This is a genomic window from Streptomyces sp. NPDC090022 (genome assembly GCF_044748145.1).
Taxonomy (GTDB): domain Bacteria; phylum Actinomycetota; class Actinomycetes; order Streptomycetales; family Streptomycetaceae; genus Streptomyces.
Genome location: NZ_JBIVFN010000020.1, coordinates 63,670 through 88,061, shown reverse-complemented (window position 1 = coordinate 88,061; position 24,392 = coordinate 63,670). Strand labels below are relative to the sequence as shown.

General features: G+C 74.4%; 20 protein-coding genes and 1 pseudogene. 11 read left to right on the top strand and 10 right to left on the bottom strand.

The genetic code is table 11. The features are described from left to right. Nucleotides 1–56: 56 nt before the first annotated feature. From ACIPXB_RS28060 to ACIPXB_RS28040, 5 genes are all read right to left on the bottom strand, one after another. Nucleotides 57–3,899, bottom strand: coding sequence for a multifunctional oxoglutarate decarboxylase/oxoglutarate dehydrogenase thiamine pyrophosphate-binding subunit/dihydrolipoyllysine-residue succinyltransferase subunit (locus ACIPXB_RS28060; protein ID WP_401454230.1), 3,843 nt, complete (start codon nucleotides 3,897–3,899; stop codon nucleotides 57–59). Nucleotides 3,900–4,157: 258 nt separating this feature from the next. Beyond that, nucleotides 4,158–5,240: an ATP-binding protein gene (locus tag ACIPXB_RS28055; protein WP_401454229.1), complete on the bottom strand. Its 1,083-nt coding sequence runs from the start codon at nucleotides 5,238–5,240 to the stop codon at nucleotides 4,158–4,160. Next, a complete protein-coding gene (locus tag ACIPXB_RS28050; RefSeq protein ID WP_401454227.1) occupies nucleotides 5,237–5,977 on the bottom strand; it encodes a response regulator transcription factor in 741 nt (246 codons plus the stop codon). Before ACIPXB_RS28050 ends, ACIPXB_RS28055 begins: the two co-directional genes overlap by 4 nt. Before the next feature lie 59 nt (nucleotides 5,978–6,036). Next, nucleotides 6,037–6,723 (bottom strand): spermidine synthase, encoded by a 687-nt coding sequence (locus tag ACIPXB_RS28045; protein WP_401454226.1) that lies wholly within the window; start codon nucleotides 6,721–6,723, stop codon nucleotides 6,037–6,039. Between the two features lie 77 nt (nucleotides 6,724–6,800). Further along, nucleotides 6,801–7,274: a hypothetical protein gene (locus tag ACIPXB_RS28040; protein ID WP_401454224.1), complete on the bottom strand. Its 474-nt coding sequence runs from the start codon at nucleotides 7,272–7,274 to the stop codon at nucleotides 6,801–6,803. A 36-nt stretch (nucleotides 7,275–7,310) separates the two neighbouring features. Here ACIPXB_RS28040 and ACIPXB_RS28035 point away from each other — a divergent pair, with 36 nt between their 5' ends. The 4 genes from ACIPXB_RS28035 to dnaN all read left to right on the top strand — a co-directional run bounded on the left by ACIPXB_RS28035 (nucleotide 7,311) and on the right by dnaN (nucleotide 11,770). Beyond that, the gene (locus ACIPXB_RS28035; RefSeq protein WP_401454223.1) at nucleotides 7,311–8,753 is read left to right on the top strand and encodes a hypothetical protein; all 1,443 of its coding nucleotides are present in this window, start codon (nucleotides 7,311–7,313) and stop codon (nucleotides 8,751–8,753) included. A gap of 102 nt (nucleotides 8,754–8,855) precedes the next feature. Next, the gene (locus tag ACIPXB_RS28030; RefSeq protein WP_401454222.1) at nucleotides 8,856–9,704 is read left to right on the top strand and encodes a sulfurtransferase; all 849 of its coding nucleotides are present in this window, start codon (nucleotides 8,856–8,858) and stop codon (nucleotides 9,702–9,704) included. 64 nt (nucleotides 9,705–9,768) lie between these two features. Further along, complete coding sequence (locus ACIPXB_RS28025; protein WP_401454221.1) at nucleotides 9,769–10,569, top strand: DUF4097 family beta strand repeat-containing protein; 801 nt, start codon at nucleotides 9,769–9,771, stop codon at nucleotides 10,567–10,569. 76 nt (nucleotides 10,570–10,645) lie between these two features. Continuing rightward, entirely contained in the window at nucleotides 10,646–11,770 is a 1,125-nt protein-coding gene (dnaN, locus tag ACIPXB_RS28020) for a DNA polymerase III subunit beta (RefSeq protein ID WP_401454220.1), read from the top strand. A 71-nt stretch (nucleotides 11,771–11,841) separates the two neighbouring features. Here the strand turns inward: dnaN and ACIPXB_RS28015 are convergent. Beyond that, nucleotides 11,842–12,048 (bottom strand): annotated as a pseudogene (locus tag ACIPXB_RS28015) (DNA alkylation repair protein); the annotation flags it as partial. 152 nt (nucleotides 12,049–12,200) lie between these two features. On the opposite strand from ACIPXB_RS28015, the gene lon reads away from it, so the two are divergent. Further along, nucleotides 12,201–14,597, top strand: a complete 2,397-nt coding sequence (gene lon / locus ACIPXB_RS28010; RefSeq protein WP_401454219.1) for an endopeptidase La — start codon at nucleotides 12,201–12,203, stop codon at nucleotides 14,595–14,597. Between the two features lie 222 nt (nucleotides 14,598–14,819). Beyond that, nucleotides 14,820–15,260 carry a MarR family winged helix-turn-helix transcriptional regulator gene (locus ACIPXB_RS28005; RefSeq protein WP_401454217.1) on the top strand — a complete coding sequence of 147 codons (441 nt, stop codon included), beginning with the start codon at nucleotides 14,820–14,822 and terminating at the stop codon, nucleotides 15,258–15,260. A 69-nt stretch (nucleotides 15,261–15,329) separates the two neighbouring features. On the opposite strand, the gene ACIPXB_RS28000 is transcribed toward ACIPXB_RS28005, so the two are convergent. Then, a complete protein-coding gene (locus ACIPXB_RS28000) occupies nucleotides 15,330–16,106 on the bottom strand; it encodes a hypothetical protein (protein ID WP_401454216.1) in 777 nt (258 codons plus the stop codon). A gap of 465 nt (nucleotides 16,107–16,571) precedes the next feature. On the opposite strand from ACIPXB_RS28000, the gene ACIPXB_RS27995 reads away from it, so the two are divergent. The 5 genes from ACIPXB_RS27995 to ACIPXB_RS27975 are packed head-to-tail and all read left to right on the top strand — an operon-like array spanning nucleotide 16,572 to nucleotide 22,352. Then, nucleotides 16,572–19,583 (top strand): nitrate- and nitrite sensing domain-containing protein, encoded by a 3,012-nt coding sequence (locus ACIPXB_RS27995; protein ID WP_401454215.1) that lies wholly within the window; start codon nucleotides 16,572–16,574, stop codon nucleotides 19,581–19,583. Then, entirely contained in the window at nucleotides 19,580–20,074 is a 495-nt protein-coding gene (locus tag ACIPXB_RS27990; RefSeq protein WP_401454214.1) for a roadblock/LC7 domain-containing protein, read from the top strand. Before ACIPXB_RS27995 ends, ACIPXB_RS27990 begins: the two co-directional genes overlap by 4 nt. Beyond that, nucleotides 20,071–20,475 (top strand): DUF742 domain-containing protein, encoded by a 405-nt coding sequence (locus ACIPXB_RS27985; protein WP_401454213.1) that lies wholly within the window; start codon nucleotides 20,071–20,073, stop codon nucleotides 20,473–20,475. Before ACIPXB_RS27990 ends, ACIPXB_RS27985 begins: the two co-directional genes overlap by 4 nt. Nucleotides 20,476–20,494: 19 nt before the next feature. Then, on the top strand, nucleotides 20,495–21,085 hold the full coding sequence (locus ACIPXB_RS27980) for a GTP-binding protein (protein WP_401454286.1): 591 nt from the start codon (nucleotides 20,495–20,497) through the stop codon (nucleotides 21,083–21,085). A gap of 16 nt (nucleotides 21,086–21,101) precedes the next feature. Then, nucleotides 21,102–22,352 carry a styrene monooxygenase/indole monooxygenase family protein gene (locus tag ACIPXB_RS27975; RefSeq protein ID WP_401454212.1) on the top strand — a complete coding sequence of 417 codons (1,251 nt, stop codon included), beginning with the start codon at nucleotides 21,102–21,104 and terminating at the stop codon, nucleotides 22,350–22,352. Here ACIPXB_RS27975 and ACIPXB_RS27970 read toward each other — a convergent pair. The 3 genes from ACIPXB_RS27970 to ACIPXB_RS27960 form a co-directional block, all read right to left on the bottom strand. Beyond that, complete coding sequence (locus tag ACIPXB_RS27970) at nucleotides 22,313–23,452, bottom strand: NlpC/P60 family protein (RefSeq protein WP_401454211.1); 1,140 nt, start codon at nucleotides 23,450–23,452, stop codon at nucleotides 22,313–22,315. The genes ACIPXB_RS27975 and ACIPXB_RS27970 overlap by 40 nt on opposite strands. Nucleotides 23,453–23,561: 109 nt before the next feature. Then, the gene (locus tag ACIPXB_RS27965) at nucleotides 23,562–23,969 is read right to left on the bottom strand and encodes a hypothetical protein (RefSeq protein ID WP_401454210.1); all 408 of its coding nucleotides are present in this window, start codon (nucleotides 23,967–23,969) and stop codon (nucleotides 23,562–23,564) included. Next, nucleotides 23,969–24,358: a DUF6325 family protein gene (locus ACIPXB_RS27960; RefSeq protein ID WP_401454209.1), complete on the bottom strand. Its 390-nt coding sequence runs from the start codon at nucleotides 24,356–24,358 to the stop codon at nucleotides 23,969–23,971. The genes ACIPXB_RS27965 and ACIPXB_RS27960 overlap by 1 nt, the downstream gene beginning before the upstream one ends. Nucleotides 24,359–24,392 lie beyond the last annotated feature (34 nt).

The window sequence follows — 24,392 nt, the reverse complement described above, 5'->3', positions numbered from 1 at the left end:
ATGGGTGCCGGAAGGCCCGGCTTCCCCTTGGGGGAGCCGGGCCTTCCGGGTTTGCGTCAGGCTTCGAAGACCTCGTTGATCAGCTGGGCCTGCTCGGCCTGGTGGCGCTTGGCCGAGCCGACCGCCGGGCTGGAGCCGTGCGGGCGCGAGATGCGCCGCAGGCGCTCGCCCGCCGGGACGTCCGCGCCGACCGCCAGGTCGAGGTGGTCGATCAGGTTGAGGGCGATGAAGGGCCACGCACCCTGGTTCGCCGGCTCCTCCTGCGCCCAGATGTACTTCGCGGCGTTCGGGAACTTCGCGATCTCCGCCTGGAGCTCCGCGCCCGGCAGCGGGTACAGCCGCTCGATGCGGACGATCGCGGTGTCCGTGATGCCGCGCTTCTCGCGCTCGGCCTCCAGGTCGTAGTAGACCTTGCCCGCGCAGAAGACGACCTTGCGGACGGCCGCCGGGTCCACCGTGGTGTCACCGATGACCGGACGGAACGAACCGCTCGTGAACTCCTCCGCCTTCGACGCCGCCGCCTTCAGACGCAGCATCGACTTCGGGGTGAAGACGATCAGCGGCTTGTGGTGCGGGTTGTGGACCTGCCAGCGCAGCAGGTGGAAGTAGTTCGACGGGAGCGTCGGCATGGCCACCGTCATGTTGTTCTGCGCGCAGAGCTGGAGGAACCGCTCGGGGCGGGCCGAGGAGTGGTCCGGGCCCTGGCCCTCGTAGCCGTGCGGGAGGAGGAGCGTCACACCGCTCGTCTGGCCCCACTTCTGCTCGGCCGAGGAGATGAACTCGTCGACGACGGTCTGCGCGCCGTTGACGAAGTCACCGAACTGCGCCTCCCACAGGACCAGCGCGTCCGGACGGGCCAGCGAGTAGCCGTACTCGAAGCCCATCGCCGCGTACTCCGACAGCAGCGAGTCGTAGACGTTGAAGCGGGCCTGGTCGTCCGACAGGTACAGCAGCGGGGTGTAGTCCTCGCCGGTCTCCCGGTCGATGAGGACCGCGTGGCGCTGGCCGAAGGTGCCGCGGCGGGAGTCCTGGCCGGACAGCCGGACCGGGGTGCCCTCCATCAGCAGCGAACCGAAGGCCAGGGTCTCGCCCATGCCCCAGTCGATGGTGCCGTCGTCGATCATCGCCGCGCGGCGCTGCAGCTGCGGCAGCAGACGCGGGTGGACGGTGACGCCGTCGGGGATGCTGACCTGGGACTCGGCGATCCGCTTGACGGTCTCGACGGAGACCGCCGTGTTCACGGCCACCGGGAACTCGGCCTGCGCGGCCGGGACGGGGGCGCCGACGGCGGGCTGCGCGGCGGCCTCGCGGACCTCCGCGAAGACCTTCTCCAGCTGGCCCTGGAAGTCCTGGAGCGCCTGCTCGGCCTCTTCCAGGGTGATGTCGCCGCGACCGATGAGGGACTCGGTGTACAGCTTGCGCACCGAGCGCTTCTTGTCGATCAGGTCGTACATCAGCGGCTGCGTGAAGGCCGGGTTGTCCGACTCGTTGTGGCCGCGGCGGCGGTAGCAGATGAGGTCGATGACCACGTCCTTGTTGAACGCCTGGCGGAACTCGAAGGCCAGACGGGCAACGCGGACGACAGCCTCGGGGTCGTCGCCGTTCACGTGGAAGATCGGCGCCTCGATCATGCGGGCCACGTCGGTCGCGTACATCGAGGAACGCGAGGACTCCGGGGCGGCGGTGAAGCCGACCTGGTTGTTGATGACCACGTGCACGGTGCCGCCGGTGCGGTAGCCGCGCAGCTGCGACATGTTCAGCGTCTCGGCGACGACACCCTGGCCGGCGAAGGCCGCGTCGCCGTGGAGCGCGAGCGGGAGGACGGTGAAGTCCGTACCGCCCTTGTTGATGACGTCCTGCTTGGCGCGGGCGACACCCTCCAGGACCGGGTCGACCGCCTCCAGGTGCGAGGGGTTGGCGACCAGCGAGACCTTGATCTGCTCGCCGTCCAGGCCGGTGAAGGTGCCCTCGGCGCCCAGGTGGTACTTCACGTCGCCGGAGCCGTGCATCGACTTCGGGTCGAGGTTGCCCTCGAACTCGCGGAAGATCTGCGCGTACGACTTGCCGACGATGTTGGCGAGCACGTTCAGGCGGCCGCGGTGGGCCATGCCGATGACGACCTCTTCCAGGCGCGCCTCGGCCGCGGAGTCGATGACCGCGTCGAGCAGCGGGATGACGGACTCGCCGCCCTCCAGGGAGAAGCGCTTCTGGCCGACGTACTTCGTCTGCAGGAAGGTCTCGAAGGCCTCCGCCGCGTTCAGGCGGCGCAGGATCCGCAGCTGCTCCTCGCGCTCCGGCTTGGAGTGCGGGCGCTCGATGCGGTCCTGGATCCAGCGGCGCTGCTTGGGGTCCTGGATGTGCATGAACTCGACGCCGGTGGTGCGGCAGTACGAGTCGCGCAGCACGCCGAGGATGTCGCGCAGCTTCATCATCGACTTGCCGGAGAAGCCGCCGACCGCGAACTCGCGCTCCAGGTCCCACAGGGTGAGGCCGTGCTCGGTGATGTCGAGGTCGGGGTGCTTGCGCTGCTTGTACTCCAGCGGGTCGGTGTCGGCCATGACGTGGCCGCGGACCCGGTAGGAGTGGATCAGCTCGAAGACGCGGGCGGCCTTGGTGACGTCGTCGTCGTGGCTGGCGTCGATGTCCCGGAGCCAGCGGACCGGCTCGTACGGGATGCGCAGCGACTCGAAGACGTCGTCGTAGAAGCCGTTTTCGCCGAGCAGCAGGTTCGCGACGATCCGCAGGAACTCGCCGGAGGCCGCGCCCTGGATGACCCGGTGGTCGTACGTGGAGGTCAGGGTCATGACCTTGGAGACGGCCAGCTTGTTCAGGGTGTCCTGCGAGGTGCCCTGGAACTCGGCGGGGTAGTCCATGGAGCCGACGCCCATGATGACCGACTGTCCGGGCATCAGACGCGGCACGGAGTGGACGGTGCCCAGGCCGCCGGGGTTGGTGAGGGAGACCGTCACACCGGTGAAGTCGTCCATCGTCAGCTTGCCGACGCGGGCGCGGCGGACGATGTCCTCGTAGGCCTGCCAGAACTCGAAGAAGTTGAGGGTCTCGGCCTTCTTGATGCCGGCGACGACGAGCTGGCGGTCGCCGTTGGGCTTGACCAGGTCGATCGCGAGGCCGAAGTTCACGTGCTCCGGCTTGACCAGGGTCGGCTTGCCGTCCTTCTCCGCGAAGGAGTAGTTCATCGACGGCATGGCCTTGATCGCCTGCACCATCGCGTAGCCGATCAGGTGCGTGAAGGAGATCTTCCCGCCCCGGGCGCGCTTGAGGTGGTTGTTGATGACGATCCGGTTGTCGAACAGGAGCTTCACCGGGACGGCGCGGACGGACGTGGCCGTCGGCACCTCCAGGGACGCGTTCATGTTCTTCGCCACCGCGGCGGCCGGGCCGCGGAGCGTCACGAGCTCGGGGCCCGCGGGGGCCTCGGTCGCGGGCGCGGCCTTGGGGGCGGCGGCGGGAGCGGGGGCGGCAGCGGCCGGTGCGGCGGCCGGGGCCTGGGAGGTGACAGTCACAGCAGGGGCACCAGAGGGAGTGGCAGGAGCAGGGGCAGGAGCTGACACAGGCGAAAGGGTCGGCGCGGCGCCGGCCGCCCCCGTGGCGGCGGCGTCGGGGACCTGCGGGGCCTCGGCGGTGGCGGCCTGTGCGGAGGCGCCGTCCTTCGAGACGTCCGCGGACTTCTCGGCCGTCACCGGAGCGGCTGCGCCACCCGGCTTGTAGTCGGCGAAGAAGTCCCACCAGGCCCGGTCGACCGAATTCGGGTCCTGGAGGTACTGCTGATAGATCTCGTCGACGAGCCACTCATTGGCGCCGAAGCCTGAGGCAGGGTTCTTCCCGCCCTCTGCTGCTTCGGTCGTGGTGCTCGAGTTACTGGGGGACTGTGGCGACACGGCGGCAACCGCCCTCTTCCGCTTCACAAGGTATGGACAGCGGGAATAAAGGCTACGCCTCTCGGGCGGTGTGATGCAGGCCGGGCGGGACTTACGTCGCGCAGGTCACACCGAACGGCGGGTTTCATCGGGGGGAATGGCGGGAAACCAGCCTGGTTCGGGTAGGAGTCATCGTGGTTGCGGCCCTGTGGCTTCGCACCCCTGACGGATCCCGGGCACGTGTGGCCGAGATCATCTCCTTCCGACTCGAACCCTACGTCAACCAGCGGCCCGGGCGGTGCCGGGAAGGGTGACAAGGATTCGGCAGCCTCGTGACGATTCGGCCACGCGGATGTCACCGCCGTGCAGCCCGACCGCCCAGCGGGCGATCGCCAGGCCCAGTCCGGTGCCGCCGTCGCCGCCGCCGGCGCTGCCCCGGTTGAACCGCTCGAAGACCCGGTGCCACTGGTCCGGCGGGATGCCGGGGCCCTCGTCGAGCACCTCCAGCGTCAGGCCGCCGGGCGCCTCGCCGCCGCGGGCCCGTACGGTGACCCGGCCGTGCGGGGGGCTGTGCTTGACCGCGTTGTCGATCAGATTGGCCACCACCTGGTGCAGCCGCTCCGCGTCCGCGTGCGCGGTCAGATCGGTCGGGAAGACGTCCAGGTGCAGATGGACGTCGTTACGGGTGTGCCCGCCCGAGCCGGAGGCCAGGCCCGGCCGCCCCGCGGCCGCCAGCCCCGACTCCTTCAGCACGCCCGAGAGGTACGGCCAGACCTCGAAGCGCCGCGCCCGCAGCGGCACCACCCCGTGGTCCAGCCGGGACAGGTCCAGCAGGGTCTCCACCAGCCGGCCCAGCCGCTCGGTCTGCTTCAGGGCGGTGTGCATCGTCTCCGGATCGGCGGCCGAGACCCCGTCCACGACGTTCTCCAGTACGGCGCGCAGCGCGGCGATCGGCGTGCGCAGCTCGTGGGAGACGTTGGCGACCAGCTCCTTGCGGTGCCGGTCCACGGCCTCCAGGTCGTCGGCCATGAGGTTGATCGTGGCCGCGAGGTCGCCCAGCTCGTCCCGGCGCCCCGCGCCCCGGACGCGGCGGGTGAAGTCGCCGTGCGAGATCGCGCGGGCGACGCGGGTCATGTCGTCCAGCGGCGCCGTCAGGCTGTGCGCCACGAACTGGGTGATCAGCATCGAGGCGATCACCGAGAAGACCGTGATGAAGCGGAGCTCGGTCTCGGTGCGCAGGGCGACCAGCAGCAGCCCGGTCGTGATGAAGACCGAGACCACGACCAGCGTGCCCAGCTTGGTCTTGATCGAGAAGGGCGAGAAGGGCCGCAGCCCGGACCCGGACGGCCGCTGCCCGCTCACGGCTGCGCCGGGGTCTCCAGGGCGTACCCGACGCCGTGGACGGTGCGGATCCGCTCGGCTCCGATCTTGCGGCGCAGGGCCTTGATGTGGCTGTCGACGGTCCGGGTGCCGGAGGCGTCGGCCCAGTCCCAGACCTCGGCCAGGAGCTGCTCGCGCGAGAGCACCGCGCGCGGGGTGCCGGCCAGGCACACCAGCAGGTCGAACTCCGTGGGCGTCAGGTGCACGTCCTCGGCCTGCACCCGGACCCGGCGCTGCGCGTGGTCGATCTCCAGGTCGCCCAGGCGCAGCGTGGACCCGCGCGGGGCGGTGGCGGCGATCGTCGCCCGCTCGACCCGGCGCAGCAGCACGTGCACGCGGGCGGCGAGCTCGCGCATGGAGAACGGCTTGGTCATGTAGTCGTCCGCGCCGACGCCCAGCCCGACCAGCATGTCGGTCTCGTCGTCACGGGCAGTGAGCATGAGGACCGGTACCGGCCGCTGGGCCTGGACCCGCCGGCACACCTCCAGCCCGTCGAACCCGGGCAGCATCACGTCGAGGACGAGCAGCTCCGGCAGCCAGCTCTCGGCGGCCGCGACGGCCGCCGGGCCGTCGGCGGCCGTCTGCACCTGGAACCCCTCGGCGCGCAGCCGCGCGGCGATGGCCTCGGCGATCGTCCGGTCGTCCTCGACGACGAGCACCCGCCGCTGGGCGCCGGGTGTGGCCGCCGCGCCGACGTGCGTGGTGTGTGTCTGTTCCATCGTCCCGCCCCGGTAGTCCGCGTGATGGGGTGCAGCGTAGAGGAGGCACCGGCCAGCGGCTATGCGGGGTTCCGGCCGAGATGGATCACGTCCGGGACACCTCGGGCAACGGGCACCTCTTCCGTCCGTACCGAACTGAATCCGGCATTCCGCATGGCGTCCTCGAAGGCGTCGGACGGCTGCGCGGACCATACGGCGAGCACGCCTGCGGGCTTCAACCGGCGGCGGCAGGCGGCCAGTCCGGCGGGGGAGTACAGGGCCCGGTTGTCCTCGGTGACCGTCCAGTCGGGGCCGTTGTCGATGTCCAGACAGAGGGCGTCGTAATGGTCCGTGGTCTCGTGGAGATGAGTGACCAGATCGGTATGCAGCAGGGTGACGCGGGGGTCGGCCAGCGCCCTGCCCGTGAGCCCGGCGAGGGGGCCGGCGCGGTGCCAGTCGATGATGGCGTCCTCACGCTCGGCGACGGTGATCCGCGCCCAGCCGGGCTCCGGCCGGGCGGCGGCGTGCGCGAGGGAGAACCCGACGCCGAGCCCGCCGATCAGGAGCGCGGGGCGAGCGGCCGCGGTCTCGGCGGCGGCCACGTCGACCAGTAACCGCTCCGAGCGGCCGTCCGAGGTGTCCATCAGGAAACAGCCGTTGGCGATGATCTCGTACGTGTCGCCGCGGCGGCGCAGCACCACCTCGCCGTGCGGGCCCTGGCGGCGGTCGAGGGTGACGGGCGCGGCAGTGGGGACGGGGACTGTCATGGGCGGCTCCTCCCTGTGACCGGCCGGTCACTCGCCTTCCCAACGAAGGCCGGCGGCCGGTTGTTCCGGCCCGGTCCCTACCGGTGGCGCCGCACGGGTTCCTGCGCGGTCGCGAACGAGGGGAGCGCGTCCAGGACCGCGCGCAGCCGGACCGGGATACCGGCGGAGTCCGCCACCACCTCGTGGCCGTCGTGCACGAAGGCCCAGGTGCAGCCGTCGAAGACGGGCCGCCCGCCCAGCAGGGTGCGGGGCAGCGTGGCGAAGCCGGCGTCCCGCAGGGCCGTGCGCAGCCGGCCGAGCCCGGCGCCGCTCAGCCGGCCCTCGCCGACCGTACGGGCGCGGCCGTCCAGCCGGGTCCACGAGCCGTCCCCCTTGACCAGGAGGCTCCTCTGCTTCCCGGCGAAGCCGCCGCTGCGCGTGACGGTGACCAGGCGCTGGTCGGCCCGCGTGGCGGCGGGGGCCGGCGCCGGGCTCCCGGGCGCGGTCCCGGTCGGTGTCGGTGTCGGGCTCGGGCTCGGGGCGGCGGTCGCGGCCGGGGCGGAGCTCAGCACACCCCACCTCCGCAGAGAGCAGGCCGGACCCCGAGTATGGAGTCCCCACACCCGTACGGAAAGCACCCGGAGGCCGCGATCAGCAGGAACCGCCTGTGGCGCCCGCTGCCTCCGGTACCCGCCCCGGCCGCCGTCCTCGCCCTCGCCCTGCCCTTCGTCCTCGCGCTCGCCCTCGGCCTGTGGGGCCTGGACCGCGGGGGCAGCATGTGGCGCGACGAGTCCGTCACCTGGCAGGTGGCCCACCGGCCGGTCGGCGCGCTGGCGGAACTGCTGGGGCGGGTGGACGCGGTCCACGGCCTGTACTACCTGCTCATGCACGAGGTCTTCGCCCTCTGGGACGGCGGGCCGGCCGCCCTGCGGCTGCCGTCCGTGCTGGCCACCGCGATCGCCGCGGCCGGGGTCGCCGCGATCGGGCTCCGGCTGGCGGGGCCGCGGGCCGCGCTGTGCGCGGGCACGGTGTACGCCCTGCTGCCGCCGGTGCAGATGTACGCCCAGGAGGGCCGCTCGTACGCGCTGGTCGCGGCCGCCGTCGTGTGGGCCACCTGCCTGCTGCTGCGCGGGCGCTGGGTGGCGTACACGGTGCTGCTGGTCCTCGCGTGCTGGCTGCACGAGTTCGCCGTCCTCGCGCTGCTCGCGCACGCCGTGGCCGGCCGCCGGGTGCGGGCCTGGCGGTGGTCCGCCGCGGTCGTCGTGGCGCTGCTGGCGCCGCTGGCCTGGGTCAGCACCGGGCAGGCGGCCCAGCAGCTGGGCTGGCTGGGGCGGCCCTCGTGGGCGGACTGGGCGGCGTACGCGGTGGTCGCGGGCCTTTGCCTGCTGCTCGCCCGGGGCGCCGGCCGGGAGCTCGTCACGATCGCACTGCCGCTGGCGCTGCTGCCGCCCGGTCTGCTGCTGGTGGTCTCCCTGGTCCACCCGCTCTACGTCGACCGGTACGTCCTCTACGCGCTCGCCGGTCCCGCCCTGCTGGCCGGGGCGCGGGCGGCCCGGGTGGACCTGCGCGGGCGGGCGCGCCGGGCGTGGGCGTGGGCGGCGGTCGCGGCCCTGCTGGTGCCGCTGGGCTGGTGGTCGGTGTGGCTGCGGACGCCCGAGAGCCGCAAGGACGACGCGTACGCGGTGGCCGCCGCGGTCCGGGAGCGGGCACGGCCGGGCGACGCGGTGCTGTTCCTGCCGGCGCGCCGGCGCGAGTGGCTGCTGTCCTCGCCGGACGTGTACGGCGGGCTGCGCGACCTCGCGCTCGACCGGACCCCGACGCACTCGCGCAGCCTGTGGGGCACCGAGCTGGGCGCGGCGGAGCTGCGGGGCCGGCTGATGGCGGCACCCCGGGTGATCGCGCTGCTGGACCCCGTGGGCCAGCCGGTGGACCCGTACCCGCGGGAGGCGGTCAAACGGCAGACCCTGGCCACGCACTTCGACCTGTGTTCCGTCACCGAGGTGCGGGGGGCGCGCGTCGCGCTCTTCGCCCGGCCGGGCACCTGCCCGTAGCGGGTCCGGGGCCGGCGGGTGGTCATGGATCATCGGGGTCCTCGGGGTGAGGATGGTGCCGAGGACCGGCGACGCGGCCGGTCGACGAGGGGGAGGTGGGCGATGACGACGTCCGACGACACGGTGCCGGGGCCGCTGGTGGGGACCGACTGGCTGGCCGAGCGGCTGGGGCGGCCCGGACTGGTCGTCCTCGACGCCTCCGTCGGAGCGCACCGGGGGGCCGGGCGGCGGATCCCCGGGGCGCGGCCCTTCGACCTCGACGGGGCCCTGTCCGACCACGCCGGCGCCGTCCCGCACACCATGCCGGGCGCACAGCAGTTCGGCGAGGCGCTGCGGGCGCTCGGGGTGGACGACGCGGCCACCGTCGTCGTCTACGACGGCGCCGGGATCTACTCCAGCGCCCGCGCCTGGTGGATGCTGCGCGCGATGGGCTTCGACCGGGCCGCGGTCCTCGACGGCGGGCTGCCGGCCTGGGAGGCCGCCGCACTGCCCGTCGAGGACGTGCCCGCCGCGTACGACGGCCCGCGCGGCGACTTCACCGCCCGGCCCCGGCCCGGGCTGATCGTGGACGCCGGGGCCGTGGCGCGGGCCCTGGCCGACCCCGCCGCCCTGGTCCTGGACGCGCGGACCCGCGGCCGCTTCGAGGGCACCGCCCCCGAGCCCCGGCCCGGACTGCGCGGCGGCCACATGCCGGGAGCGGCCGGCCTGCCCTTCGGCGAGCTCCAGACCGAGGACGGCCGGATGCTGCCGCCCGACCGGCTGCGGACCGCCTTCGCCGCGCTCGCCGGGGACCGCGAGCGGCTCTACTTCAGCTGCGGCTCGGGCGTCACGGCGTGCGTCCTCGCGCTCGGTGCCGACCTCGCCGGCTACCGGGAGCTGGCCGTGTACGACGGCTCGTGGAGCGAGTGGGGCCTGCCGTCGTCCGCGCGGCCGGTGGCCACCGGGGGTTAACCCCACCCGGGGGCCGGGCACCTGCCCCATCGGCGCGGGGCGGCCGCGCGGGAACACTGGACGCATGACCACTCGTCGCGCGTCCGCGTCCGTACCCGCATCCGCATCCGGCACGGCATCCGCATCCGGCACGGCACCCTTACCCGCCACCGCCCTGGCCCTGGCCCTGGCCGGCGCCCTCACGCTGACCCTGACCGGCTGCTCCCTCCTCGACGAGCGCAAGCGGATGACGGCCGACGCGACGGTCACGGAGGCCGTCAGCGCCGTCGAGGTGACCGGCGCCCGCTCCGGCTCGGTGGAGGTGACGACGGGTACCGGACCGGGCGTCACCATCGGCCGTACGGTCCACTACTGGGGCAGCGCTCCCCGGCCCACCGAGCGGCTCGACGCCGGCACCCTGAAGCTGGCGGTCGACTGCTCCGACTGCGCCGTCGACTACCGGCTCGCGGTGCCGGCGTCCGCCAGGGTGACGGTGGACAGCGACAGCGGCCGGATCTCGGTGACCGGCGTCGCCGCGGCCGATCTGCACTCCGACTCGGGCTCGATCCGGGCCGAGGGCGTCACCGGCCCGGTCCGCCTGGACACCTCCTCGGGCTCCATCACGGGCTCCGCCCTCGCCTCCCCGTCCGCGCGGGCCACCTCCGGGTCGGGCGACATCCGGCTGGACTTCACCGCGGCCCCGTCCGCCCTGACGGCCACGGCCGGTTCGGGCGATGTGACCGTCCGGGTGCCGGGGGGCACGTACCGCGTCGACACCCGCAGCGACTCGGGCGACCGCAGCGTCTCCCTGCCCTCCGACCCCTCGGCCCCGTCCTCCCTGACGCTCCGTACGAGCTCGGGCGACATCTCCCTCGCGGCCCGCTAGCCGTCCGCGGGCCCGTTGTCAGTGGCGGGGCCTACCGTGCGAACACCGAGTGGGACGGGTCGACGGGGGTGGCGCGATGGAGTTCAGGATCGGGCGGGCGGAGCTGGCGGGGGCCGTGGGGTGGGCGGCGCGGGCGGTGCCCGCGCGCACGCCGGTGCCCGTGCTGGGCGGGCTGCTGCTGGACGCCCGCGAGGGGCGGCTGCGGGTGTCCGGGTTCGACTACGAGGCGTCCGCGCGGGTCGAGGTGCCCGCCGCCACGGCGGTGGAGGGCGGCGTGCTCGTGCTGGGGCGGCGGCTGCTCGACATCTGCAAGGTGCTGCCCGAGGGGGAGGTGACGTGCGTCCTGGACGGGGCGCGCTTCACGGTGGAGGGCGCCGAGGGCACCCGGTTCGGGCTCTCCACGCTGCCGCGGGAGGACTACCCGCCGCGGCCGGCCCTCCCGGCGGTCCGCGGCGCGGTGGACGCGGCCGCGTTCGCGGAGGCCGTCGCGCAGGTGGCGGTCGCCGCCGGACGGGACGAGGCGCTGCCCGTGCTCACGGGGATCCAGGTCCGGCTGGACGGCGCGGAGCTGACGCTGGCCGCCTCCGACCGGTACCGGTACGCCGTGCGCACGCTGGCCTGGCAGCCGGGGGACCCCGGCTCCGACGCCGTGGAGGTGGTGGTCCCGGGCCGGCGGCTCGCCGAGATCGCCCGCTCCCTGGCGAAGTCCGGGCCGGTCCGGATCGGCTGCGAGGGCGGCCTCATCGGCTTCGAGGCCGGTGGCCGGGCCGCCACCCTGCGGCTGCTGGAGGGCCGGCTGCCGCGGTACGACAAGCTGTTCGCGCTGGACGGCGCCGCCGTCGCCGTCACCGGGCGCGCGGCGCTCGCGGACGCCGTCCGCCGGGTCGCCGTGGTCGCGGAGCCGAACAGCCCCGTCCGGCTCGACTTCCGCGGCGACGGCAGTGTCCTGCTCCGGGCCGGGTACGCGGACGACGTCGCCTCACAGGCGCTCGCGGCCACCCTGACCGGCGCGGACGCCATGGCCGTGGCCTTCAACCCGGCGTACCTGCTGGACGCCCTCACCTCCTTCACCGGCCCGGACGTCCGCTTCGACCTCCAGGGCCCGGGGCAGCGCGTCCTGCTCGGCACCGGCACCGGGGACGCCGGCACCGGCGACACCGGCCACCGGCACCTGCTGATGTCCGTCCGTCAGCTCGACTGACGCCGCACCATCTCGGCGATCCAGGCGGGCGCGTACGGGGAGGTGCGGTTCGGGGGAGCCGGATAGTCCTTGAGCGCCACCAGCCGTGCCGCGCTGTCGTCCGTCGCCCACAGCTCGCGCGCCAGGTCCTGTTGCGTCTTCAGCGGCTTGGCGAGCGCACGCAGCTTGGTGAGGTTCACCCCGTGGTCGTCGCCGTGGCGCTCGTTCACCGCGCGCGTCTTCGGGTCTTCCAGCGCGGCCAGCTCGGCCCTGACCTGCGCCACCGTCGGTCCGGTCACCCCGGGCCTCCTGTCCGTCGGGCAGAGCGGTCCCTGCGCGGCCGGCCTACGACGGAGGCGTGTTCGCCGCGGGCGAACGGGGGTTGGGGAACATGGGGAGGCGCACCTGCATTGAGTCTGCATAGCTCAACTTCACTGCCGGAGGGAAGATCATGGCTTCGACGTCCGTAACGCTCACTCTGCCCGTGCTGCCGCTTGACGACGAGGTCGTGCTGCCCGGAATGGTGGTTCCGCTGGACCTGTCCGACGCCGAGGTACGGGCGGCCGTGGAGGCCGCCCAGGCGGCGGCCAGGACCGGCAAGCCGCGGGTCCTGCTCGTGCCGCGCGTCGACGGCACGTACGCCGCGACGGGCGTGCTCGGCACCGTCGAACAGGTGGGGCGGCTCTCCGACGGCGACCCGGGCGCCCTCATCCGCGGGCGCGGCCGGGTCCGTATCGGCGCCGGCACCACCGGCCCCGGCGCCGCGCTCTGGGTCGAGGGCGAGACCGTCGAGGAGCGCGATCCCGACCCGCTGCCCGGCGCGGTCACCGAGCTCGTCAAGGAGTACAAGGCACTCGCCACCAGCTGGCTCAAGAAGCGCGGCGCCTGGCAGGTCGTGGACCGGGTCCAGGGCATCGAGGGCGTCTCCGCCCTCGCCGACAACTCCGGCTACTCCCCGTTCCTCACCGTGGCCCAGAAGGTCGAACTGCTGGAGACCGCCGACCCCGTCGCCCGCCTGCGGCTCGCCGTGAAGTGGCTGGGCGAGCACCTCGCCGAGCAGGACGTCGCCGAGTCCATCGCCAAGGACGTGCAGGAGGGCGTGGACAAGCAGCAGCGCGAGTTCCTGCTCCGCCGTCAGCTGGACGCCGTACGCAAGGAACTGCGCGAGCTGAACGGCGACGCGGAGGGCGAGGAGTCCGACGACTACCGGGCCCGCGTCGAGGCCGCCGACCTCCCCGGGAAGGTCCGCGAGGCGGCCCTGAAGGAGGTCGAGAAGCTGGAGCGCGCCAGCGACCAGTCCCCCGAGGGCTCCTGGATCCGCACCTGGCTGGACACCGTCCTCGAACTGCCCTGGAACGAGCGCACCGAGGACGCCTACGACATCCAGGGCGCGCGGGCGGTGCTCGACGCCGAGCACGCGGGGCTGGAGGACGTCAAGGACCGCATCACCGAGTACCTGGCGGTGCGCAAGCGGCGCTCCGACCGCGGCCTGGGCGTCGTCGGCGGACGGCGCGGCGGCGCCGTGCTCGCCCTGGTGGGCCCGCCCGGTGTCGGCAAGACCTCGCTCGGCGAGTCCGTGGCGCACGCCATGGGCCGCACGTTCGTCCGGGTCGCCCTGGGCGGCGTACGCGACGAGGCCGAGATCCGCGGCCACCGGCGGACGTACGTCGGCGCCCTGCCCGGCCGGATCGTGCGGGCGATCAAGGAGGCCGGCTCGATGAACCCGGTCGTCCTGCTCGACGAGATCGACAAGGTCGGCTCGGACTACCGGGGCGACCCGGCGGCCGCCCTGCTGGAGGTCCTGGACCCGGCGCAGAACCACACCTTCCGCGACCACTACCTGGAGGTCGAGCTCGACCTCAGCGACGTGGTGTTCCTGGCCACGGCCAACGTGCTGGAGGCCATCCCCGAGGCACTGGCCGACCGGATGGAGCTGGTCCGGCTGGACGGGTACACGGAGGACGAGAAGGTCGTCATCGCCCGTGACCACCTGCTGCCGCGCCAGCTGGAGCGCGCGGGCCTGGGCGCCGACGAGGTGAGCCTGGGGGAGGACGCGCTGCGCAAGCTGGCCGGGGAGTACACCCGGGAGGCGGGCGTGCGCACCCTGGAGCGGACCATCGCGCGGCTCCTGCGCAAGGTGGCCTCCCAGCACGAACTGGGCGAGCGCGAGCTGCCCTTCGCCATCGGCGAGGGAGACCTGCGCGGCCTGATCGGGCGGCCGCACCACGTGCCGGAGTCCGCGCAGGACCCGGCCGAGCGGCGCACGGCGGTGCCGGGCGTGGCCACCGGCCTCGCGGTCACCGGCGCGGGCGGCGACGTGCTGTTCGTGGAGGCCTCGCTGGCGGATCCGGAGACGGGCGCGGCCGGACTGACGCTGACCGGCCAGCTGGGCGACGTGATGAAGGAGTCGGCGCAGATCGCGCTCAGCTTCCTGCGCTCGCACGGCGCCGAGCTGGAACTGCCGGTCGCCGACCTGAAGGACCGGGGCGTGCACATCCACTTCCCGGCGGGCGCGGTGCCCAAGGACGGCCCGAGCGCGGGCATCACCATGACCACGGCGCTGGCCTCGCTGCTGTCCGGACGGCAGGTCCGCACCGACGTGGCCATGACCGGCGAGGTCTCGCTGACCGGGCGGGTGCTGCCGATCGGCGGGGTCAAGCAGAAGCTGCTGGCCGCGCACCGGGCCGGGTTGACCACCGTGATCATCCCGAAGCGGAACGAGGCCGACCTGGACGACGTACCGGCCCAGGTGCTGGAGGGGCTGGAGGTGCACCCGGTGACGGACGTGCGCCAGGTGCTGGAGCTGGCGCTGACCGAGGCCGACGTGGCGGTCACCACGGCGGCCTGATCCGGCGGGCATCCGCCGCGGCCCAGGCGGTCCCCGCGCGTACGGCCACGGCGGGCGGTCCGGCGCGCGACCGCCACGGCGTGCGCGCACGGCACACCACCGGCACGGCGTGTGCGCCCGACACGGCCCGGGACCCGCGGCGGCGGGGCCCGGGCCGCGTGCTGCGAAACTGGGGCCGAGCCGGGCCGGCCGGGCCCGCACCACCACGGACGGGAGCAGGACGTGCACGGGAGCGAAGACCAGGAGTTCCTCGCGCTGGAGCGGGAGCTGTCCGTCTTCCTCCGGCGCGCCCGGGCGTCCTCGGGCGAGATGGCCCGCGAGCTCCACCCCGGGCTGGAGCCCGCGGCGTACGGCCTGCTGGTCCGCCTGGAGGCGGCCGGCCGCCAGCGCGCCACCGAACTGGCCGCCTACTTCGGCGTCGGCAAGGCCACGATGAGCCGCCAGCTGCGCGCCCTGGAGGACCTCGGCCTGATCGCCCGTGACCAGGACCCGGCGGACGGCCGGGCCTTCCTGGTCGGCCTCACGCCCGAGGGCCGCGACCGCTTCCTCGCGGTCCGCGACGCGCGCCGGGAGCGGTACATGCGCAAGCTGGCCGACTGGGACCGCGGCGAGGTCGCGGAACTGGCCCGCCTGCTCAACCAGCTCAACCAGGGCTCGGAGTAGCCCCGCGTCCGGGGGCACCTCCCAGCCGTAGCCGGGGGAGCAGGATCCGGAAGAGCCGGAAGCGACGGCCTACAGCTCCGCGTACGCCGCCGAGGCGTCGTCGTGGCGCTTGGAGCGGCCCGGCGGGCGCAGGGGGTCCGACTCGATCGTGCGGACCCGGTCGATCAGGCCCTGCGCGCCCTCCTTGCGCAGCACGCCCAGCAGTTGCGCCCAGTCGCCCTCCCCGAACGTGTCCGTCCACCGGCTCGCGCCGTCCGTCAGCGCGGCCAGCGCCCGTACCCGCGTGCGCGGGATCCGGCCGGTCACGGCGCGGGCGGCGACCGCCGGGTCGGCCGCGGCGGTGAAGAAGCCGCCCTCCGCGTTGCGCAGCGCGTCCGTGGCGGCCACCGAGCGCAGCACCTCGCGCGGGACCCGGTCGAGCCGGTCGTCGAGGACCGCGGTCACCTCGCCCTCCGGCGATTCGAGCAGCAGCACGGAGTCGGACAGGACGAGGTGCTCGACGGACACGTCGTCCCAGCGGACCATCACCACCGTTGCCTGAGGCGTGCGGACGTGAGAAAGGTCACACCCGTCCCGGTGGGTGTCGGCCGTCGCGCGGATCGCCTCGGCCAGGACCGCCGCCAGGGGCATGTCCCGTCGCGATCCGGACAGTTCGGTCAATCGGCCGCCCAGCCGGGCCGTGAACCACGGCACGCCGTGCACGCAGCCGTCGTCCCCGCGCGGTGGCGTGACGCCGTCCAGCGCGACCAGCACACCGCCGGTCCCGGACGCGGGTGTCGAGGCCGACAGCCAGTCCTGGTTGGGGTGTTCCGCGTCGCCGGGCGCGGAGGCGAGATCGATGCGCATGCGGACAGTCTGCCCGGGGATGTCCGGGCGCCGACGGGCGCGACGGGGCGCCGCAGCGGCGGGACGGACGCCGGCGCCGGCAGGTACGGACCAATGCGCCGGAACGGAGGGGTAAGGGGCCGCGCGGATGTGCGCGGGCATACTGCCAAGGGCCCCGGGATCTTTCAACCGTCGGCCCGCGGCGGGGCCCTGACGGGGGTCCGGCCGAGTTGTTCGCCAACTCATCCGTGATGTTCACTCGTTCGAGTGGCCGGGCGGGCGATGGGCGGCTCTCTCCCCAACACACTGCGAAGGTCTGAAGCGGTACGAGCGGGCAGGGGGCGTTTACTTGTTGACCGGCCGTTACCTCGGCCACACGAGTAGACGATTCACGGCACGACCACACGTACAGGATGGCGAGCACCGGTGCAGAAGAAGCGGTCTCGGAAGAACGGCACCGCGCATGCCGAAGGACGCACCGTACGGGTGCGTCGCAGGCTGGTCATCGGCGTCGCCGTCGCCGGCCTCGCCGTACTGGGGGCGGGCGCCCCGGCCGTCGTTTCGGCCACGGCCGATCTGAACGACGCCCAGGCGCTGGTCACCAGCGCCGAGCGGTCCCGCCACGCCCTCACCCTCGGCCACCTCCTCGCCGACGAGCGCGACGCCGTCACCGAGTACGCCGCCAAGGGCCGCCCCGCCGCCGGCAAGGCCGCCGTCCAGGAGCGCGCCGCGCGCGCCGACCGGCAGCTCGCCGAGGTACGGGCCGACGCCGACGAGGAGCTCGGGCAGGCCCTCGGCCGCATCCCGGCCGTACGGGCGGAAGCCGTCGACGGCAAGGGCACGCCCCTGGCCGCGCACCAGGCCTACTCCGCCGTCATCGCCGACCTGCTCGCCCCCGGCGCCCGCCTGGCCGACCGGACCCCGCCGCGCGCCGACGCTGCCCTGGCCACCGGACGGCCGCTCGGCCCGCTGGGCCAGGCCGTCGACCAGGCCTCCGCCACCCGTGGACTGCTGCTCGCCGCGCTGGCCGTGCCCCGCGCCGAGCAGCCCTCCGGCACCGCCGCCACGGACGAGCTGACCACCGCCGCCCAGCGCGCGCGGGTACGGGAGCAGGCCGCCCTCGACGACTTCACGCGGACCGCCCGGCCCGACGTACGCCAGACGCTGGCCGCGACCGTGACCGGCCCCGAGGTGAAGTCCGCCGACGACTGGCTGGGCCGCCTCACCGAGCGGCCGACGCTCTCCACCGCCGACCGCAAGGCCGACGCGGGCGCCGTCGGGAGCGCCCTGACCGCGCGCATCGACCGGATGCGCTCGGTGGAGTCCACGCTCGCCACCGAGCGCGCCGAGGCGCTGGCCCAGCTGCGCGACGACGACGTGAGCGCCCTGGAGATGCTGGTCGCCGGCCTGGGCGTGCTGTTCCTGGTGGTCGTGGGCGTCACCACGGCGGTCGCGCGGTCCCTGACCCGGCCCCTGTCGGTGCTGCGGCGCGGCGCCGCCCGGCTGGCCACTGCCGAGGGCTCGGTCGAGCCCGTGCGCTTCACCGGCCGCAACGACGAGTTCGCGGACGTGGTCCGCTCGCTGAACGCCGTGCGCGAGCAGACCGTCGCCCTGCACACGAAGATCGCCGGGATGGACGCCGACCGGCGCCGCCTGATCGGCCGCAACGAGGCGCTGAGCCAGGGCCGTACGGCGCTGGAGGCGGAGCTGGAGCAGCTGCGGACCGGGCTGGAGGAGCACCGCCGCATCATGTCCACGACCTCGGTGTCGCTCTCGCTGCGCACCCTCGGCCTGGTCGAGCGCCAGTTGACGGTCATCGAGGAGCTGGAGTCCAGGGAGCAGGACCCCGACCGGCTCGCGACGCTGTTCCGGCTGGACCACCTGGCCACGGTGATGCGCCGCCACAACGAGAACCTGCTGGTCCTGGCGGGCCAGGAGCACGGTCACGGGCACGCGGACCCGGTACCGCTGGTCGACGTCGTCCGGGCGGCGGTCAGCGAGATCGAGCGGTACGAGCGGGTCGACCTGCGGGCGCTGCCGTCGTACACGCAGGTGGCCGGGCACGCCGCGGACGACCTCTCGCACGTGCTCGCCGAACTGCTGGAGAACGCCACGACCTTCTCGCCGCCCGAGGCGAAGGTCAAGGTCACCGGACGGCTGCTGGACACCGGCGACGTCGTGCTGTCCGTCGTGGACGAGGGCATCGGCGTCACCGAGGACCGGCTGGAGTCGCTCAACGCCCGGCTGTCCTCGCCCGACGCGTACGACGCGGAGCCCGAGTCGGAGCACGGGCTGGGCCTCGGCCTGTACGTCGCGGGCCGGCTCGCCGCGCGCCACGGCGTCACCGCGGAGCTCCGGGCGGCGCGGCACGGGGGCACCGAGGCCCTGGTGGTCGTCCCGGCCGGGCTGCTCCCGGACGGCCCGCCGGTCTCCCCGGTGCACACCCTGGCGACGCCGGGCGGCACGGCGTACCGGCTGCCGGGCGTGGTGGCGGAGGCGAACGAGAACACCCTCCAGCCGAGGCTGCGCCCGCGGACGGCCCCTGCCGCCGAACCGTCGGCCACGGCGGACCCCGAAGCCACCGCCGCCATCGAGGCCGACCTCGCCGAACTCGCCGGCACCCCGGAGTCCGAGCTCCTGGCCCGGATGGTCCCGACGGCCGGGACGGCCCCGGCGGCGCAGGCGGCCGCGACGGGCACGCCCGAATCCGAAGCCGTAGGTGACGCCAGCGCCGATGCCATCGCCGGTGCCGACGTCGAGCCCGAGCCCGAGCCCGAGTCCGAGCCGGCCGCCGACGCCGCGTCCGAGGAGGGCCCCGAGGCCCGGCTCGCGCCCGAAGCCGCCGTACCCGCCGACGCCGCCGTACCCGCCTTCGCGCCGGAGCCGGACGGGCCGCTGCCGCCCGCCGAGCAGGTGTTCACGGCGGAGCCCGAGACGCACACGCGCGCTCTCGGACCCGAGGCGGGCGAGGCGGACGAGACGGACGGGACCGGCAACGCGCACGGCGCGGACGGTCAGCTGCCGCCCGCCGGCGCGGTGTTCACCGCGGGCCGTGCGGCCGGGGCCGGGATCGTCGTGGACGAGGGGCTCTCGCTGCTCGCCGCCGACCGCCGCGCCGTACCCGAGCCGGAGCCGGCCGCGCACGCCCAGGCCGGCGACGAGTCCGAGGGCTGGGTGCCCCGGCAGGGGAGCCACCCCGAGCCCGCCGAGGACGACGCCCCGCGCGCCGGTACCGTCACCGCCAAGGGACTGCCCAAGAGGACGCCCCGCGCCGTCCCCGCCGGCCGCGAGAAGCCCGTACGCCCCGAGCCGCGCAAGGTGGACGCCGAGGACCTGCGGCGCCGCCTCGGAGGCTTCGCCCGGGGGACCCGGGACGGGCGGCGCGTCGTCGAGGCCGAGCTGGCCGGGGAACGCGGCCGGCCGCCCGGCGAGGGGCAGGGGCAGACCGGCCAGGGGCAGACCGACCAGGGGGACACGGCACAGGAGGCACGCACATGACCGCGCCCAGTACGTACGGACTGAGCACCCAGGCCCGCAACCTGCAGTGGCTGCTGACCGACCTCGTCGAGGAGGTGCCAGGGATCGTCTCCGTCGCGGTCGTCTCCTCGGACGGGCTGCTGCTGCTGTCCTCCGACCCCGACCCCGTCGCGGCCGCCGGTGACGACGAGCAGGGCGCGCAGCCGCCCCGCGGGCCCCGCGGCGCCAGCGCCGACCTGGCCACCATCGTGTCCGGGCTCGGCAGCCTCACCACCGGCGCCGCCCAGCTCATGGACGGCGGGGCCGTCAAGCAGACCATGGTGGCGATGGAGCACGGCTCCGTGTTCGTCATGGTCATCAGCGACGGCTCGCTGCTCGGCGTGCACGCCACGCCCGACTGCGACATGAGCGTCGTCGCCTACCACATGTCGCTCTTCGTGGGCCGTGCCGGCCACGTCCTGACCCCCGAAGTCCGCAGTGAGCTGCGTCAGTCCATGGAGAACGCCAAGTGAGGACACCGGCTCCCGCACGCCTGCCGATACGCGGGGCGGACCGCCGCCCCGCGCGCGTCCGCCCGTACTCGCTCACCGGTGGCCGTACCCGCCTGCCCCGCGTCCTGCTCGTCGAGACCTTCGTCGCCACCCTGGACACCGAGGAGAAGAAGTCCGACCGCGTGCCCGAGATGCGGGCCATCGTCGAGGTCTGCCGCCGCATGCGCACGGTCGCCGAGATCGCCGCGCTGCTGAAGCTGCCGCTCGGCGTGGTGCGCGTCCTGGTCTGCGACCTCGCCGACCAGGGCAGGCTGCGCGTCTACGGCTACGGCTCCGGCTCCGGCTCCGGCTCCGGCCACGGCACCGGCCGCCCCGACCGCGCGCTGCTCGAAAGGGTGCTCAGTGGGCTCCGCCGTCTTTGATCCGCAGCTGCTGGCCGACATGCCCGACGAGGCCGTCCAGCCCTGGCAGTACGACCGCTCCCGCGCCCCCGTCGCCGTCAAGGTGCTGGTCGCGGGCGGCTTCGGCGTCGGCAAGACCACCTTCGTGGGCTCCGTCTCCGAGATCGCCCCGCTGCGCACCGAGGCCCTGATGACCGCGGCGAGCGCGCCCACCGACGACCTCTCCGGGACCCCGGACAAGAACACCACCACCGTCGCGATGGACTTCGGCCGCGTCACCCTCGACGACGACCTCGTCCTGTACGTGTACGGCACCCCCGGCCAGGAACGCTACTGGTTCATGTGGGACGACCTGGTGCGCGGCGCGGTCGGCGGCATCGTGCTGGCCGACACCCGCCGGCTGACCGACTGCTTCCCCGCCCTCGACTACTTCGAGGGCTGCGGGCTGCCGTACGCCGTCGCCGTCAACCACTTCGAGGGCTCCCGCTCGTACGAGCCGGAGGACGTGCGCGAGGCGCTGACCGTCCCGGACTCCGTACCCGTCGTGATCATGGACGCGCGCAGCCGGGAGACGGTCGTCGAATCCCTGCTGACCCTCGTCGGCCACGCCCTGGACCACACCCCCGAATAGAGATCTGAGTTCCGCCATGCGCACGATACTTGTCGTGGGGGCCGGCCAGTCCGGTCTCCAGCTCGCCCTCGGACTGCAGGCCAAGGGCTACGACGTCACCCTCATGTCGAACCGGACGCCGGACGAGATCCGCGCCGGCCGGGTGATGTCGACGCAGGTCATGTTCGACGCGGCGCTCCAGCACGAGCGGGACCTGGAGATCGACTTCTGGGCGGCCCACGCCCCGCGGATCGAGGGCATCGGCGTCTCCGTCGCCGCCCCCGACTGCTCCCGTGCCGTCGACTGGCTCGGCCGGCTCAAGGGGTACGCGCAGTCCGTCGACCAGCGCGTGAAGATGGCCGGCTGGCTCGACACGTTCGCGCAGCGCGGCGGACGGGTGGTGATCCACGGCGCGACCGTCTCCGACCTGGACTACTTCTCCCGTACGTACGACCTCACCCTCGTCGCCGCCGGCAAGGGCGAGCTGGTCTCCCTGTTCGAGCGGGACGCGGCCCGTTCCCCGTACGACGCCCCGCAGCGCGCGCTCGCGGTCTCCTACGTGCACGGGCTCGGCCCGCGCCCGGAGCACCCCGGTACCGAGGCGGTCCGCTGCAACCTGGTGCCCGGCATCGGCGAACTGTTCGTCATGCCGGCGCTCACCCTCTCCGGCCGCGCCGACATCCTCTTCTGGGAGGGCATCCCCGGCGGTCCGCTGGACGTGTTCGCGGGGATCAAGGACCCGGCCGAGCACCTGGCGGTGACGCTGGAGCTGATGGAGAAGTTCACGCCCTGGGAGTACGCGCGGGCCGCGGACACCGAACTGACCGACGCCGGCGCCACGCTGGCCGGCCGCTACGCGCCCGTCGTGCGCAAGCCGGTCGGGCGGCTGCCCGGCGGCGGGGTGGTGCTCGGTGTCGGGGACGTGGTCGTCGCCAACGACCCGATCACCGGGCAGGGCGCGAACGCGGCGGCCAAGTGCGCCGCGTCGTACCTCTCCTCGATCCTCATGCACGGCGACAAGCCGTTCGACGAAACGTGGATGAAGGCCACCTTCGACCGGTTCTGGTTCCAGACGGCCAAGCCCGTCACCCAGTGGACCAACGCCATGCTGGGCCCGCCGCCGGAGCACGTGACGGACCTGATCGGCGCGGCCGGGCAGCTGCAGCCGGTGGCGGACCGATTCGCGGGCGGCTTCGACAACCCGGCCGACTTCGACGACTGGTTCTACGACCCGCAGGACGCGGCGGACTACCTCGCCGAGGTGTCGGGGGCCTCCTCGGCCGAGTAGCCGTCGTCGGAGCCGGCCGAGGCGGACTCGGGCAGCACGGCAGGGGTGTAGCGGGCGAGCGGCAGCCCGTCCGGGTCGGGGCGCACCGCCCCCAGCAGCGGGTTCGCCGCGATGGGGGACACCTTGACCGCGGCCCCCGGGCGCGGCGCCTGGATGACCTTCCCGTCTCCGGCGTAGATCGCCACATGGGTGGCCTTGGGGAAGTAGACGACCAGGTCCCCGGGGCGCAGCTCGTCCAGCGGCACCCGGGGCAGCTGCGCCCACTGCTCCTGGCTGGTGCGCGGGATGGCCCGGCCGGCGGCCGCCCAGGCCTGCGAGGTCAGCCCCGAGCAGTCGAAGGCGGCCGGTCCCTCGGCGCCCCACACGTACGGCTTGCCCAGCTGCGCGACGGCGAAGCGGAGGGCGGCGCCACCGGCGGCGGTCGGGGCGCGCCGGACCGTCCCCAGCCGCCCGGAGGCCTCCAGCGCCCGCTGCGCGCCCATGGTGACGCTGCGCTCCTTCGCCGAGAGCGCCGTCAGCTGCTCGGTGGTGAGCGAGGCGAGCAGCCGCTCGACCTGGCCCAGCTGGGCGCGCGCCTCGTCGCGGTACTGCTTCTTCCGCGCCGCCAGGGTCTGCTGGGTGCCCAGTTCCCGGCGGGCCCGGGCCGCGAGCGCGTCGGCCCGCTGCTCGCCGCGCGTCAGCCGGCCGATCACGGCGGCCCGGTGCGCGGCCTCGCGGACGGCGAACCGGCGCTCGTCGAGCGCGGCCTGCGGGTCGCCGGACAGCAGGATGCGCGCGTACGGGGAGAGCCCGCGGGACGCCTGGTACTGCTCGCGGGCCAGCCGGCCGGCCGCGGCCCGCTCCCGGTCGAGCGCGGTACGGGCCGCGCCCAGCTCCGAGGTGAGCCGCCGCTCCTCGCCCGCGCGGGCGGTGAGGGCGATCTCGGTGGCCTTGTAGGCCTCGGCGGCCTCCTCGGCCCGCTGGTAGAGGCCCTGCAACTGGACCAGCAGCCGGCCGACGTCCTGGACACCCGCCCCGGGCTCGGCGGTCGCCGCGGGCACGGGGAGGGTCGCGGCCAGGGCGGCGGCGACACAGACGGCGCGCAGCGCTCGACGTGACATGTCATCACCTCCGAGCCCGGATCGTGCCATGTCCGGTACGACAAACAGCCCATCCGACCCGGCCCCGCCGCACCGCTCACCCGCCCGGCGTACGGGGTGCGGGTGCCGGTCAGCCGCGGAGCAGGCGGGTCTTGGCCGCCGCGAACTCCTCGGGGGTCAGCAGGCCCTCGCGGGCCAGGGCGGCCAGCCGGAGCAGGCGGGACGTGAAGTCGTCGCCGGCTTCCGTGCCGGTGCCGGTGCCGGCCGGCGGCGCCGGCTCCGGCGCCTCCCGCGGTCCGGCGCGGCCGGCCGACGCCCAGGGGCCGGCCGACCACACCTCCTCGTACGGGGCCTCGGGTTCCGCCGGCTCCCAGGGGGGCGGGGATCCACCCGGTCCCTCCGGCGGCTCCGGCTCCGGCTCCGCCACCTGCGCCGCGTCCCACACGTACGCGCCGCGCGCCAGCAGGCCGCGCAGCAGCGGCCGGCCGGCCGGGCGCCGGGCCGGCTGGACGACCGCGCCGACCGGGCGGATGAACATCAGGAGACCCCCAGCCGTTCGGCCGGGATGCGCACCGACCCCGCGATCCGGCCGCCCGCCGCGCGCACGGCGATCGCCGCGTCCTCGGCCCAGACGTGCTCGACCACCAGCAGCAGCGCGCAGGAGCCGCGCTCCAGCAGGTCGGAGGCCTCCTTGACGTCCTCCGGGCCGATCAGGGGAGCCGCCTCCCGGTGCGTGAGCAGCCCCTGGAGCTCCACGAACTCGTCGAACTCCGCCGCCAGTACCTCGCCCGCCGCCGTCTTGGTGGCCACCAGCCCGTCGATCAGCCGCACGTTGCCCGTCTTGCGCAGTCCCATCACGGCCGCGACCGCCGGCACCCGCAGCTGCTCCTCCGGAAAGGCGAGCACGATGAACTCCACCGGTCCCACGTCCCCGACACCCCCGTTCCCGATCGATTCTGAC

What these genes read in the sequence shown, in the direction of transcription:
- ACIPXB_RS28050 (WP_401454227.1), bottom strand. Translation starts at nt 5,977, where the DNA reads ATGGAACAGACACACACCACGCACGTCGGCGCGGCGGCCACACCCGGC.
- ACIPXB_RS28045 (WP_401454226.1), bottom strand. Translation starts at nt 6,723, where the DNA reads ATGACAGTCCCCGTCCCCACTGCCGCGCCCGTCACCCTCGACCGCCGC.
- ACIPXB_RS28035 (WP_401454223.1), top strand. Translation starts at nt 7,311, where the DNA reads ATGGAGTCCCCACACCCGTACGGAAAGCACCCGGAGGCCGCGATCAGC.
- ACIPXB_RS28030 (WP_401454222.1), top strand. Translation starts at nt 8,856, where the DNA reads ATGACGACGTCCGACGACACGGTGCCGGGGCCGCTGGTGGGGACCGAC.
- ACIPXB_RS28025 (WP_401454221.1), top strand. Translation starts at nt 9,769, where the DNA reads ATGACCACTCGTCGCGCGTCCGCGTCCGTACCCGCATCCGCATCCGGC.
- dnaN (WP_401454220.1), top strand. Translation starts at nt 10,646, where the DNA reads ATGGAGTTCAGGATCGGGCGGGCGGAGCTGGCGGGGGCCGTGGGGTGG.
- lon (WP_401454219.1), top strand. Translation starts at nt 12,201, where the DNA reads ATGGCTTCGACGTCCGTAACGCTCACTCTGCCCGTGCTGCCGCTTGAC.
- ACIPXB_RS28000 (WP_401454216.1), bottom strand. Translation starts at nt 16,106, where the DNA reads ATGCGCATCGATCTCGCCTCCGCGCCCGGCGACGCGGAACACCCCAAC.
- ACIPXB_RS27990 (WP_401454214.1), top strand. Translation starts at nt 19,580, where the DNA reads ATGACCGCGCCCAGTACGTACGGACTGAGCACCCAGGCCCGCAACCTG.
- ACIPXB_RS27980 (WP_401454286.1), top strand. Translation starts at nt 20,495, where the DNA reads ATGCCCGACGAGGCCGTCCAGCCCTGGCAGTACGACCGCTCCCGCGCC.
- ACIPXB_RS27975 (WP_401454212.1), top strand. Translation starts at nt 21,102, where the DNA reads ATGCGCACGATACTTGTCGTGGGGGCCGGCCAGTCCGGTCTCCAGCTC.
- ACIPXB_RS27970 (WP_401454211.1), bottom strand. Translation starts at nt 23,452, where the DNA reads ATGTCACGTCGAGCGCTGCGCGCCGTCTGTGTCGCCGCCGCCCTGGCC.
- ACIPXB_RS27965 (WP_401454210.1), bottom strand. Translation starts at nt 23,969, where the DNA reads ATGTTCATCCGCCCGGTCGGCGCGGTCGTCCAGCCGGCCCGGCGCCCG.